We start from the raw sequence: 13,439 nt of genomic DNA, 5'->3' as shown, positions 1-13,439 counted from the left end.
TGACTATTTATTCTTATCGTCAAAATGGCTCGAGTCATCAAGACGGCGTGAGTCAGTCTCTTTATTGTCCTTGTCATCCTTGTGTTCATAGTCGCCATCGATAGTATGGCCTTTAGAGGAGTCCTTCTCGAAGGGTGATTGCTGATGCTGCTGGTGAAAGCCCGGGCCAAAACCTGCCTGAAAGCCACCCTGACGGCTGACACGAACCTGCATCTTCTTATACAGCAGCTTAACCACAGGCTTGCGGGTCAGCGGCGTCAACAGCAGCAGACCGATAAAATCGGTCACAAAGCCTGGGATTAACAGCAAGAGTCCAGCCATGGCCAGCATCATGCCCTCGACTATCTCCTGACCGGGCGCCTCCCCTCTTGCCAGTTTTTGCTGCACCTGCAACAGGGTCGAAATCCCCTGACTGCGCACCAGAGAAACACCCACAACCGCGGTGAGGATCACCAGTCCCACAGTGTTCCAGCTACCTATGTTCTCTCCGACACGGATCAGCACATTGAGCTCGATAACGGGCACCAGGACAAAAATCATTAACAGAATAAAAAACACGCTGACCTCACAGAAGAAAACTTTTCTTAATTAATTGAAAACTAAATGGGGACTAACGGGTCTACTTTCAAGCCAGTGGCCAAAAAGCCGCCTGTTGTTAACTTGGATAAGCTCACTATTTTAGTAACTGCTTAATGCAAACTGAGACTAAAACACGTAAAGTAGCAAGCATTTGATAGAGTGTAACCGCTGCGACTTAAGCCAGCTTTAACGGCTCACGCTCAATAAAAACAGGCTCAATAAAGACAGGCTCAACCAAGAGAAGATACACCCATGAAGGACAACTGCTTACTCGTGATGACCAGCTGCCCCGATATCGATTCGGCCAAGGCCATTGCCAAAAGCTTAGTCGAGGCACGGCTCGCCGCTTGTATACAGATATCATCACCTGTTACCTCGGTTTATCGTTGGCAGGATGAGGTCTGTGAAGAGCAGGAATATGCACTGCAGATTAAGTGTCACAGTGCATGTTTCGATAAAATCGAACAGGCCATACTGGCGCTGCATCCCTATGAGGTGCCAGAGCTTATTGCCGTAAAAATTAAAGCCGGCTCATCTGCTTATTTAGATTGGATTAAAGAAACCACACAAATATGAAAAAAATACTGTTCCTTTTGCTCTCATCACTTCTGCTGCTTGCCCCAACAGTGCACAGCGAAGGCATTTTTAGCAGCAATAAATTCAGCTTCCTGAAAGACGAACCTAAACTGATGCCGGTCGATGAGGCATTTGTATTCGACTTTAAGCAGCAAGGTCAACAGATCAAACTCAGCTGGGTGATCGCCGATGGCTACTATATGTATCGCGATAAGCTCAAGTTTGAGGCCGATGGCGCAAGCTTAGGCGAGATACAACTGCCCTCGGGTAAGCCTCACACAGATGAGTATTTCGGTGAGCAGCAGGTGTTCTACACCTTTGTTGAGGTGCCGGTCGCCATCAAACAGGCGCTGGATAACAGCACCCTCACGGTCACCTTTATGGGCTGCGCCGAGGGCAAACTCTGTTATCCGCCCACCAAGCGTCACGCCACATTAACTGCCGTCGCGCAAAACAGCGGTGTGCTGCCGGCAACGGCAGACAGTCAAGCTACCGTGCCGGCCAAAGCTCAGACACAAACACAAGCCGAGACACAGGTTCAGGCGCCAATCACTGAGCAAGATCTTCTGACGCAGAAGCTCTCTGACGATAGCCTGATCTGGACCTTAATCATCTTCTTCGGCATCGGCATAGGTCTGGCTCTGACCCCTTGTGTCTTCCCCATGTACCCCATCCTCTCCGGCATTATCGTTGGACAGGGCAAACAGCTGTCTACCGCCAAAGCCTTTAGCCTCTCTATGGTCTATGTCCAAGGGATGGCGATCACTTACTCCATCTTAGGGCTGATTGTCGCCTCGGCAGGCATGAAGTATCAGGCGGCACTGCAACACCCAGCCGTGCTCATCACCCTGGCGATTCTCTTCTTGGTGCTCAGTCTCTCCATGTTCGGCCTGTATGAACTGAGATTGCCATCGAGCTGGCAGGAGAAGATGAACAAACTCTCCAATAACCAGAAGGGCGGGAATATCTTTGGCGTGTTTATGATGGGGGTGATCTCAGGTCTTGTGGCCTCTCCCTGCACCACAGCGCCGCTGTCAGGCATCTTAGTCTATGTCGCCTCTACCGGCGATCTACTGCAAGGTTTCCTCGCCCTCTATGTATTGAGTATGGGCATGGGCTTACCACTGCTGCTTATCGGCTCCTCCGGCGGAAAACTGCTTCCCAAAGCCGGTGCCTGGATGGATGTTATCAAGACTGTCTTCGGCTTCCTGCTGATCTTGGTTTCTATCGTGATGCTGGGACGTATCTGGACCGGCCTAGTGTCGGATCTGCTCTGGGCACTTTGGGGCGTCGCGCTGGCCGGTTACCTGATGCACCAGAACAAGCTCACCGAGTTTAACTGGAAGCAATCGGTACGCTCGGTTCTCTTACTACTCATCTTACTGGGCAGCTTCTCCTATGGCTTCCAGGCGGTCATGAGCAGCCTGGGTTTCCAGGCACACAGTTTCAATAGCACTCAGGCTGTGACCCATAAGAAAATCAAGTCATTGGCCGATCTCGAAAGCGAAATCACGCTGGCCAAGGCTCAGGGGAAACCTCTGATGCTGGATCTCTATGCCGACTGGTGCGTAGCCTGTAAAGAGTTTGAGAAATTCACCTTCAGCGACCCAGAGGTGCAGCAGCGCTTGGGGCAGATGGTATTTCTGCAGGCCGATGTCACCGAAAATGATGCCATCGATATCGAGCTGTTAGAGCATTACAATGTGCTGGGGCTACCCACACTCTTGATGTTTGATGGCACTGGCACCCTGCGAGATGAGCTGCGCGTCACCGGCTTTATGAAGCCTGATGCCTTTGCCGCCCACTTGGACCGCCTGCTGGCAGAGTAAGCAAGTCCGGTAGCATTCACCCTAAAAAGCCTCTTAATGAGGCTTTTTTATTAACCGCGACAAGCTGTTAGTTAAACAATATAAAGCGGATTCCATCACTTTTTTATTTCAAATTCAGGCAGACCTTATACAATAAGCTGGCACAAACGGATATCAGCAACATCCAAGGAGTCACATGGAACCCGCCATTCTTATCATTACCTTAGCCTGCGGCCTGCTGGTCAAACGTATCGGCCTGCCACCGCTTATCGGTTATCTGGTGGCGGGATTTGTGCTCTATCTTTTCGGGATCGATGAGTCCAGCCTGCCGCTACTCGAGCAACTGGCTAACCTGGGTGTCATACTGCTGCTGTTTGCCATCGGGCTCAAGCTGGATATTCGCAGCCTGTTTAAGGCCGAGGTATGGGCGGGTTCGAGTCTGCATCTGTTAGCATCGATAGTCTTTCTGGTGCCTCTGCTTAAACTTCTCGGCTTATTGGGGCTGGAGCAACTCAGCGGTCTTGAGCTTAATCAACTCGCCCTGCTGGCCTTTGCTTTAAGTTTTTCCAGCACCATTTTTGCGGTAAAAGTGCTCGAAGATAAGGGCGATATGCAATCCCTCTATGGCCGCGTTGCCATTGGTATCCTCATCATGCAGGATATCTTCGCCGTGCTGTTTTTAACCATCTCCAAGGGCGATATTCCTTCGATATGGGCACTGGGATTGATCTTGCTGCCACTGGCCAAGCCCCTTATCTATAAGGCATTCGATCGCGTCGGTCATGGTGAGTTACTGGTACTCTTTGGTTTAGTGATGGCACTGGTGCTGGGAGCCGGTCTGTTTGAGCTAGTTGGGCTAAAGCCGGATCTCGGCGCACTCGTGATAGGCATTTTACTGGCGGGACACGCAAAATCCTCCGAGCTGGCTAAGTCACTCTTCTATTTTAAAGAGCTTTTCCTGGTCGCCTTCTTCTTAACTGTGGGGTTGAACGGGCTACCCAGCTTTGCCGATATCGGCCTCGCTGCCCTACTGGTGTTAGTGGTGCCGATTAAGATCATACTGTTTCTCTATCTGCTCACTCACTTTAAGCTCAGATCTCGCACCTCCTTACTAACCTCATTTAACCTGGGTAACTACAGCGAATTTGGTCTGATTGTCGCCGCCGTCGCCACCAGCAAGGGTTGGCTGCCTGCACAGTGGATGATCATTATCGCCGTCGCCTTAAGCCTCAGCTTCCTGCTGGCCGCACCATTGAACAACGCCGCCAGCCGTATCTATCAGAAGTATCAGCACAGGTTGAAACGACTAGAACGTCATCCGCTGCATCCTGAAGACAGGCAGATCCGTGTCGGCAATCCCCGTTTTCTAATCTTAGGCATGGGGCGTGTCGGTAGCGGTGCCTATGACGAGTTAGCCAATAAGTTTGAGGGTGAGATCTTAGGCGTCGAACATAAACAGGAGTTAGTCGACTTCCATAGGCAGGCCGGGCGTAACGTGGTTCAGGGGGATGCCGCCGATACCGACTTCTGGGAAAAGCTCGACCGCGCGCCCAATCTGGAGCTAGTACTGCTGGCAATGCCAAACCACATAGGGAATCTGTTTGCGGTCAAGCAGCTGCAGCGCCTCAATTACCAAGGCAAGCTCAGTGCCATAGTTCAATACAGCGAGGATGCCGCCTCACTCAAGGAGTCTGGAGTGCATAGCGTGTTTAACCTCTATGAAGCCGCCGGGGCCGGTTTTGTCGACCATGTACTGCATGAGTTAACCTCAGGCGAGCAGCACCTAGCCGATCTCGCTGTCGATGAGACAGAAAAAACTGCCTAAACGGCTCTGTTTTAGCAAGGCGCCGATAAGCTATCTAGCGGGATCAGCTTTTGAAAATGATCCCGCTAAAGAGCCAGCGGTTAATTGCCCGCCTTACCCTTCCCCTCTCTCCGCCCTCTATGCCCGACACCCTAGCCAAAGCCGCTCTTAATCTTTATTCCTTATCTCTGTTCCCTTTGATAAAAAACGCTGTCACCCCGACACAAAGTCGTGCTATAAAATTGTAATGGAACGAGTTTCGGCGCAAGTTAACTGTTAGGGCGCCGAGAAAAACTGCCTTATCATTGAGCAGAGAAGATGACCTTTCATGAGAAATGTAAAGCATGGCAAATCCCGCACAGCGCGTGAACAAACTATTTGTGCAAACCTTTGGCACTAATGCCGATGACCTCTATCTTGCCCCAGGCCGAGTCAATTTAATCGGCGAACACACAGATTATAACGACGGCTTTGTCCTGCCTGCCGCGATCAACTTCCATACGATTATCGCGGTGAGAAACCGAGATGACGATCTATTCAGAGCCGTGTCCAGCGCCTTTCCCGGCAAGCTCTACACCTGGCATTTCGGTCAGGAGGGGCAGATGAATCCCGACCAAGCTTGGGTCAATTATCTCAAAGGCTTTACTGCCGCGATGGCGGCATCTGGGCTCAAAACCAAGGGGATGGATCTGGCCGTGGTCGGCGATGTGCCTGTAGGTGCAGGCCTCTCATCGAGCGCCGCCCTAGAGATCGCCTTTGGTACCGCGATTAACGACAGTAATCAACTGCGCCTCTCACCACTGGCGGTGGCACAAATCGCCCAGCGGGGGGAGAATCAGTTTGTCGGCTACTGTGGCGGGATTATGGATCAGATGATCAGTGCGCTCGGAATGCAGGATCATGCCCTGCTGATCGACTGCGAAGATCTCGACAGCGAGCCAGTCTCTATTCCTGAGAGCCTGAGTCTGATCATAGTTAACTCCAATGTGGCTCGGGGCCAGGTAGAGGCCGAGTATCAAAAACGGCGTCAGGAGTGTGAATTTGTCGCCGATCATTTCGGTATCGAAACCCTGCGCCACCTCGAACTGCCAGCCTTAGAAGCCGCTCAAGATCAGCTTCCAGAAGTCAATTACCGCCGCGCACGCCATGTATTGACAGAAAACCGCCGTACTCAGCATGCCGCCCATGCGCTGCAAGATGGCAATATCAGTAAACTCAGCGAATTGATGGCCCAATCCCACGCTTCCATGCGCGATGATTTTGACATCTCTACCCCGGAGATAGATACCTTGGTTGAGATCATCCACCAGGTGGTCGGCGATAAGGGTGGCGTACGCATGACGGGTCGAGGTTTTGGGGGCTGCGTGGTGGCCTTAGTGGATCACGACCTTACCGATGCCGTTGTCGATGCCGTCGAGCAGCAATATCAGGCGAAAACCGGTATCGAAGCCACGGTTTATCTCTGCTCAGCTAGCGACGGAGCCAGTCGAATGGATGATGAAATTTACGATCTCTGATCGTTAAAAAGCAAAATAAAGGCTGTAGGCAGAGGGAGAAATAAGTAGCGAAGAGTTTAAGCAGGGAAAGCCTGAGGGGATCATACCAGGTTGAGGCCAATAAACTTGCGCCTCAACCCCAGTAGACACTTTTACAAGGTAACGAGATTAAGACTCATCGTCATCGGACCAATCGTCAAAATCATCGTCTAAACTATCCACTTCCAATTCGGCATCGTCATCATCGTCATCGCTGTTTGAATCGTCAGCGTCAACCTTTGCCTTCCTGGGTGCCGGAGCAGGCTTAGCATGTATCGCCTCAACCCAACCCGAATGCTGCTGCATAAAGGCCGCACGTGCCGCTTGCCAGTTAGCATCATATTCCGTTTTTGCTGCGCTCAACTCCTCACCCGTTAGATCATGCAGATTTACCTTAACGATATCTTCTGCATATTCGATCACGGCATTTCTTACCGTATTGTAGAGATAAATGCGCCCAGCAGAAGCTTCTGGGAACTCCTTATCGTGAATAAGGATGGTGTTACCGCGAGCTGTGCGTAATTCACCATACCAGACAGGTTCTTTAGAAGTGTCATACATATATGCTAATACCCTTAAATCAACACATACCAATATAAAATGATCAAGCAGACAAGCGTTTGCTCTGTCAGTGTTATCGCACAAAAACAGACTGCAGCGATTATGCCCACATTTTTATTAAATACCGACAGAAATCAATAGCCAAATCGATCTATTTTTACCAACTGCTATCAAATTGTGCACTCTGCAGATACTAGTAACGAATTTAGCCGAACAAACAAGTTATTCAAGTTTTTTCTGCAAGCTAATTTCACCTCTTAGGAGACCGACTCCTCAGCCCTCTGAACCGACTATGGCGCAACCGCCAACAGGATTTTGCCCCTATGCTGCCCCGACTCCATCAGCTGGTGAGCCTTAGTGACCTGATCCAGCGGAAATTGTGCAAAAACCTGAGGGATCAAGGCCGAGTTTTCGCTCTTGGCAAACAGTGGCCATACAGTCTCCACTAATGCTTGGGCAATCGCCGCCTTAGCCTCAACCGATTGCGGCCTCAGAGTCGCCCCGGTCCAAGTGAGTCGCTTTGACATCAGGCGAAACACATCCACATTAGCCGTCGCCCCTCGCTGCAGCGCGATAGTTACTAGCCGTCCCTCCATGGCCAGTGCTTGAAGATTTAAGTTGATCATGTCACCCGAGGCCATATCCAGCACGACATCGACCCCTTGCGGTGCCACCTCAAGCACCTGAGTCAGCCAATCCTCACGATAGTTAAACGCAAAATCGGCGCCGAGTCCCAGGCAGTAATCGCACTTTTCCTGACTGCCGCAGGTAGCGATCACCCGAGCGCCAAACTGTTTAGCCAAGGCGATGGCCGCCGACCCTATGCCGCCAGAGCCACCGTGAACCAAGAGGGTTTCACCCTCCTTAAGAACGCCGCGCATAAACAGGTGTCCCCAAATGGTGAAAAAGGTCTCGGGCAATCCCGCCGCCTGAGCCAAGGTCACACCGCTCGGGATAGGTAAACAGTGGTCAGCCCAAGTCACCACGTACTCGCTGTAGCCTCCGCCAGGCACTAAGGCGCACACCAGATCGCCTACCTGCCACTGAGTGACCGACTCCCCCACGGCGACGACAGTGCCTGAGACTTCCAGCCCTAAAATATCACTCGCCCCCGGCGGCGCGGGATAAAGCCCCTTACGCTGGGCGATATCAGGGCCGTTAACACCGGCATAGCTTACCTTAATCAACACCTGTCCTGCCTCAGGTGCCGCCACCTCGCCATTGACCAGAGACAGAACTTCAGGGCCTCCCGGCGCCACAAACTGAATCTGCTTGCACTGCATACTGCACTCCTGCTCGTTAATGATTTTAACCCTATGGAATGTATCGACTAATGGCTAAAATCGTCAATAAAAAACCCAGCTTTTACACTGGGTTCATACACGAATTGAGCTTTAACTTTACAGTTTTAAATAAACCGTCTGCTAGAAGGGGATATCGTCGTCCCAACCATCATCCAGATCTGGGGTGAAGTTCTGTTGTGGCTGCTGAGCCTGCGGCGCTGGGCGCTGCTGTGCTTGCTGCTTAGGCGCGTAGGCTGGCGCCTGCTGCTGAGGAGCATAGCCCTGCTGTTGAGATTGCTGCTGGGCTTGTTGTTGCTGAGGTTGCTGCTGTGCGTAACCTTGCTGCGGTGTCGCCTTTTGGGCTGGAGCCTGTTGCTGTGCATACTGGTTCTGCTGCTGCGGTGCATAACCGCCTTGAGCTTGACCCGCTTGATTCTGGTTACGGCCACCTAGCATCTGCATAGAACCGTTGATATCGACAACCACCTCTGTAGTGTATTTATCTTGGCCGCTCTGATCCTGCCATTTACGGGTTTGCAGCTTACCTTCCAGATAAACCTGAGAGCCTTTGCGCAGATACTCTCCCGCGATTTCAGCCAGCTTGCCGAAAATCACCACTCGGTGCCACTCGGTGCGCTCTTGCTGTTGGCCTTGTTGATCCTTCCACGATTCGCTTGTGGCCACAGTAATATTCGCTACGGCACTGCCACTTGGCATGTAACGCACTTCTGGATCCTGTCCCAGATTGCCCACCAAAATTACTTTATTGACACCACGACTGGCCATTGAAATCTCCTGCGATATTCTTAATATGCTAAAAATCGATACTGCTTAAATACTGAACAAAACTCAAGCATTAAAAAGCTAATTGACAGAGCCTAACACAGCCCGCGCTTCTCTCAAATCGAAATGCTCATCAACTTTCAAATAAGCGACCTGCTCCTCAAGTACCACCATAGCCTCTGCGACGCCGGTCAGTTGAGACAGCTTGGTTGCCATGGCGCGGGCCTGTTCTTTTCCCTGCACCTTGGCTTCTAAGGTGTAGCTCTTGAGCAATACAGGATTTTTCATGCCTAAGGTCAACAAGAGCCAGAGTGCCATCAGGCCAAGGCCTACGGCAAACACCCCTTCTGCGCCCATCAGCTGATAGGCTCCGCCGCCCAACAAACCACCACAGAAGGCGCCGAGGAACTGACTGGTGGAGTAGACCCCCATAGCTGAACCTTTGTCTCCCACGGGGCAGAACTTGGCGATAAGACTCGGCAAAGAGGCTTCAAGATAGTTAAAGCCAGTAAAGAACAAGAGGATGGCAAGACTCAGCATCACCAAGTTGTGAGCAAACAGCGCCATCACCGCGAGCGCCGCCATCATGATCAATAGTGACACCTGGAAGGTCGCCTTAGTGTTTTTCTTCTTCACCCCGATAATGATCAGCGGCACCATAAGCAAAAACGCCCCCACAAAGGCAGGGAAATAGAGCATCCAATGCTTCTCTTTTGCCAGTCCGGCATCGACGAGATCCAGTGGCAGGGCGACAAACACAGCCGTCAGTACCAGATGCAGAATAAAAATACCGGCATCGAGACGAAACAGCTGGGGATCGGTCAGCATGGCTTTGAGCTTAGCGGGCGCCGCCACAGTATCGCCCTTAGGCGCCTGAGTGATGGGATTTGGCACCAGCAGCTGTACGATCAACATGCCTAAAATGGCCAAACCTGCGGTCATGGCAAACAAGCCTGACAAACCAAGATGCTGGGCCACTATGGGGCCAAAAAGTAAAGAGAGTGCAAATGAAGATCCGATACACATGCCGATGATCGCCATCACCTTAGTTCGCTGCTCATCTCGGGTTAAGTCTGCGGCCAAAGCTAGGACGGCGGCGGCAATGGCGCCCATCCCCTGCATCGCCCGTCCGGCGACTACGCCATAAATGGTATCCGACATGGCAGCTACCAGACTGCCGATGGCAAACAGCAGCAGTCCCCCCAGGATAATCGGCTTGCGGCCATATTTATCGGATAAGATCCCCATAGGGATCTGCAATAGCGCCTGGGTTAATCCATAGGCACCAATGGCAATGCCGACCCACAATGGCGAAAACCCTTCTAAGTGTTGTCCATAAAGTGCAAACACAGGCATGATCATAAACAAGCCCATCATGCGCAAACCAAATACACTGGCTAACGAAAATGCGACTCTTTGCTCAGTCTTAGACAGTCCATTTTTGGCCATTTCTTGCCCTGTTCTAAAGTAATCAATAAGGAGCGCATACTAGCAGATGCAAGGAAGCAGCTCAAAAAGAAAAAGATGAAACATAATCCATCTCAGCCCCCTGGCTCGGCTGAGATGGTTAAACTAAGCCACCCAGTCGAGTCAAGATTTTAAGTCCTAGTTTTCTATGACCCAGTTTAATTTTATGTGATAATTACCCTCTTTTTTATTCGGTCAATCAGAGAGCAAGATGGACAAGATTGAAATTCGTGGCGCCCGTACCCACAATCTCAAAAACATCAACCTGACAATCCCAAGAGACAAGCTGATTGTCGTTACCGGCCTCTCTGGCTCAGGCAAGTCATCGCTGGCATTTGATACCTTATACGCCGAGGGACAGCGGCGCTATGTAGAATCCCTGTCGGCCTATGCGCGCCAATTCCTGAGCCTGATGGAGAAGCCCGATGTGGATCATATCGAGGGCTTAAGCCCGGCTATCTCCATCGAGCAGAAGTCCACCTCTCATAACCCGCGCTCGACCGTGGGCACCATCACCGAAATTTACGATTACCTCAGGCTGCTGTTTGCCCGGGTGGGCGAGCCAAGATGCCCAACCCATAATCAACCGCTGGCGGCGCAAACCATCAGCCAGATGGTAGATAAAGTGCTGGAACAAGCCGAAGGCAGCCGTTTGATGCTGCTGGCGCCAGTGATCAACAACCGTAAGGGTGAGCATGTTAAGCTGCTCGACAGCTTAGCGGCCCAAGGCTTTATCCGTGCCCGTATCGATGGCGAGGTGTGCGATCTGTCAGATCCGCCAACATTAGAACTACACGTCAAACACACCATAGAAGTAGTAGTCGATCGCTTTAAGGTACGCGATGATATTCAGCAGCGTCTGGCAGAATCCTTCGAGACAGCGCTGGAGCTTTCGGGCGGCATCGCCACAGTCGCATCCATGGATGGCGAGGGTGAAGAGCTGATCTTCTCGGCAAATTTTGCCTGCCCTCACTGTGGCTACTCCATGGCCGAGCTAGAGCCTCGTATCTTCTCCTTTAACAATCCCGCCGGCGCCTGCCCCACCTGTGATGGTCTGGGCGTACAGCAGTTTTTCGACCCTGAGCGAGTCATTACTAATACTGAACTCTCCTTAGCTGGCGGCGCTATCCGAGGCTGGGACAGACGTAACTTCTACTATTTTCAGATGCTCACCTCCCTAGCCGAGCATTATAAATTCGATGTGGAAAAACCCTATCAAGCACTGAGCGACAAGGTGCGTCAGATAGTGCTGCACGGCTCGGGCAAGGAAAGCATTGCGTTTAAATATATTAACGATCGCGGCGATGTGGTGGTGCGTAATCACCCCTTCGAAGGGATCTTAAACAACATGGATAGACGCTATCGCGAAACCGAGTCCAACTCGGTACGTGAGGAGCTGGCCAAATATATCAGCACTCAGCCCTGTAAGAGTTGTGGCGGCTCGCGCCTGAGAGAAGAAGCCCGCCATGTATTTATCGAAGATCTTAACCTGCCCAAATTAACCAACTGGTCCATCGGCGAGGCCATGGGCTATTTCGAGCAGCTGACGCTAACCGGACAGCGCGCTCAGATCGCCGAAAAGATCTTAAAAGAGGTGCGGGATCGCTTAGGCTTCCTGGTCAACGTCGGCCTCAATTACCTGAGTCTGTCACGGTCTGCCGATACTCTCTCAGGCGGGGAAGCACAGCGGATCCGCCTGGCCAGTCAGATTGGCGCCGGCCTTGTCGGGGTTATGTATGTGCTGGACGAACCCTCCATCGGCCTGCATCAGAGGGATAACGAACGCCTGTTAAACACCCTCATTCACCTGCGTGACTTGGGCAATACGGTTATCGTGGTCGAACACGATGAAGACGCCATTCGCATGGCGGATCATATTATCGATATCGGCCCGGGGGCTGGCGTCCACGGTGGTGAAGTGATCTGCGATGGCACACTTGACGAGATTATTCGTTGTGAAGCCTCGGTCACCGGCCAGTATATCTCAGGCGTGAAACAGATCCAGATCAGCGAGGAGCGCGCCCAGTTCGACGCCACCAAAGTGATAGAGCTGTTTGGCGCCACGGGTAACAACTTAAAATCGGTCGACCTGACCATTCCTGTGGGTCTGTTTACCTGTATTACCGGAGTCTCAGGCTCAGGCAAATCTACCCTGATCAATGATACCTTCTATAAAATTGCCCACCGGCAACTCAACGGTGCTACAGTCGATGAACCCGCGCCCTACAAGCGCGTGGTCGGCATGGATCATTGCGACAAAGTCGTGGATATCGACCAGAGCCCAATCGGGCGTACTCCTCGCTCCAATCCGGCCACTTATACTGGCATCTTCACCCCGATTCGTGAGCTGTTTGCCGCCACCCAGGAAGCCAGAAGCCGTGGCTACAAACCGGGACGTTTCTCCTTTAACGTCAAAGGCGGTCGCTGCGAGGCCTGTCAGGGCGATGGTTTGATTAAGGTGGAGATGCACTTCCTGCCCGATGTCTATGTTCCCTGTGACAGTTGTAAGAGCAAACGCTACAACCGCGAGACCTTAGAGGTGCGCTACAAGGGCAAGAATATCCATGAAGTGCTGGAGATGACTGTGGAAGAGGCGCGGGAGTTTTTCGACGCCGTGCCTGCCATCGCCCGCAAACTACAAACCCTGATGGAAGTCGGCCTCTCCTATATCGGCCTGGGACAAAGTGCCACGACTCTCTCAGGCGGGGAGGCCCAGCGGGTTAAATTGGCCAAGGAACTGTCAAAACGCGATACAGGCAAGACCTTGTATATTCTCGATGAACCCACCACAGGGCTGCACTTTGCCGACATTCAACTGCTGCTCGATGTCCTGCATCGCCTCAAGGCCCACGGCAATACCATAGTGGTGATTGAGCATAATCTGGATGTGATCAAGACCGCCGACTGGATAGTGGATCTCGGCCCAGAGGGCGGTTCAGGTGGCGGCACTATTTTAGTCAGCGGCACGCCTGAGCAAGTGGCAGAGCATCCGACGTCCCATACGGCGCGCTTCCTCAAACCCCTACTGAAATAGCGATTAGCG

The 13,439-nt window shown here is 52.0% G+C and carries 10 protein-coding genes; 5 read left to right on the top strand and 5 right to left on the bottom strand.

Features of this window, described 5'->3' with window-relative positions:
* Positions 1-3: 3 nt before the first annotated feature.
* Positions 4-558 (bottom strand): FxsA family protein, encoded by a 555-nt coding sequence (locus tag LZP69_RS08815; protein ID WP_234199952.1) that lies wholly within the window; start codon positions 556-558, stop codon positions 4-6.
* 273 nt (positions 559-831) lie between these two features.
* Here LZP69_RS08815 and cutA point away from each other — a divergent pair, with 273 nt between their 5' ends.
* From cutA to galK, 4 genes are all read left to right on the top strand, one after another.
* Positions 832-1,155, top strand: coding sequence for a divalent-cation tolerance protein CutA (cutA, locus tag LZP69_RS08810; RefSeq protein ID WP_234199950.1), 324 nt, complete (start codon positions 832-834; stop codon positions 1,153-1,155).
* Positions 1,152-2,984 carry a protein-disulfide reductase DsbD gene (locus LZP69_RS08805; protein ID WP_234199948.1) on the top strand — a complete coding sequence of 611 codons (1,833 nt, stop codon included), beginning with the start codon at positions 1,152-1,154 and terminating at the stop codon, positions 2,982-2,984. The genes cutA and LZP69_RS08805 overlap by 4 nt, the downstream gene beginning before the upstream one ends.
* 175 nt (positions 2,985-3,159) lie before the next feature.
* Positions 3,160-4,788, top strand: coding sequence for a cation:proton antiporter family protein (locus LZP69_RS08800; RefSeq protein WP_234199947.1), 1,629 nt, complete (start codon positions 3,160-3,162; stop codon positions 4,786-4,788).
* Between the two features lie 323 nt (positions 4,789-5,111).
* Positions 5,112-6,284, top strand: coding sequence for a galactokinase (gene galK, locus LZP69_RS08795; protein ID WP_234199946.1), 1,173 nt, complete (start codon positions 5,112-5,114; stop codon positions 6,282-6,284).
* A gap of 147 nt (positions 6,285-6,431) precedes the next feature.
* Here the strand turns inward: galK and LZP69_RS08790 are convergent, their stop codons facing one another.
* From LZP69_RS08790 to LZP69_RS08775, 4 genes are all read right to left on the bottom strand, one after another.
* Complete coding sequence (locus LZP69_RS08790) at positions 6,432-6,863, bottom strand: hypothetical protein (RefSeq protein ID WP_234199945.1); 432 nt, start codon at positions 6,861-6,863, stop codon at positions 6,432-6,434.
* Positions 6,864-7,153: 290 nt separating this feature from the next.
* Positions 7,154-8,146 carry an NAD(P)H-quinone oxidoreductase gene (locus LZP69_RS08785; protein WP_234199944.1) on the bottom strand — a complete coding sequence of 331 codons (993 nt, stop codon included), beginning with the start codon at positions 8,144-8,146 and terminating at the stop codon, positions 7,154-7,156.
* A gap of 141 nt (positions 8,147-8,287) precedes the next feature.
* Complete coding sequence (ssb, locus tag LZP69_RS08780) at positions 8,288-8,932, bottom strand: single-stranded DNA-binding protein (protein ID WP_234199943.1); 645 nt, start codon at positions 8,930-8,932, stop codon at positions 8,288-8,290.
* Between the two features lie 78 nt (positions 8,933-9,010).
* Positions 9,011-10,378 (bottom strand): MFS transporter, encoded by a 1,368-nt coding sequence (locus tag LZP69_RS08775; RefSeq protein ID WP_234199942.1) that lies wholly within the window; start codon positions 10,376-10,378, stop codon positions 9,011-9,013.
* 229 nt (positions 10,379-10,607) lie between these two features.
* On the opposite strand from LZP69_RS08775, the gene uvrA reads away from it, so the two are divergent.
* Positions 10,608-13,430, top strand: a complete 2,823-nt coding sequence (gene uvrA / locus LZP69_RS08770; protein ID WP_234199940.1) for an excinuclease ABC subunit UvrA — start codon at positions 10,608-10,610, stop codon at positions 13,428-13,430.
* Positions 13,431-13,439 lie beyond the last annotated feature (9 nt).

It is taken from the genome of Shewanella sp. AS1, from assembly GCF_021412565.1.
In the GTDB taxonomy this organism is placed as follows: domain Bacteria; phylum Pseudomonadota; class Gammaproteobacteria; order Enterobacterales; family Shewanellaceae; genus Shewanella.
The sequence above is the reverse complement of the archived record's forward strand: the minus strand, read 5'-3'. Positions and strand labels throughout refer to the sequence as shown.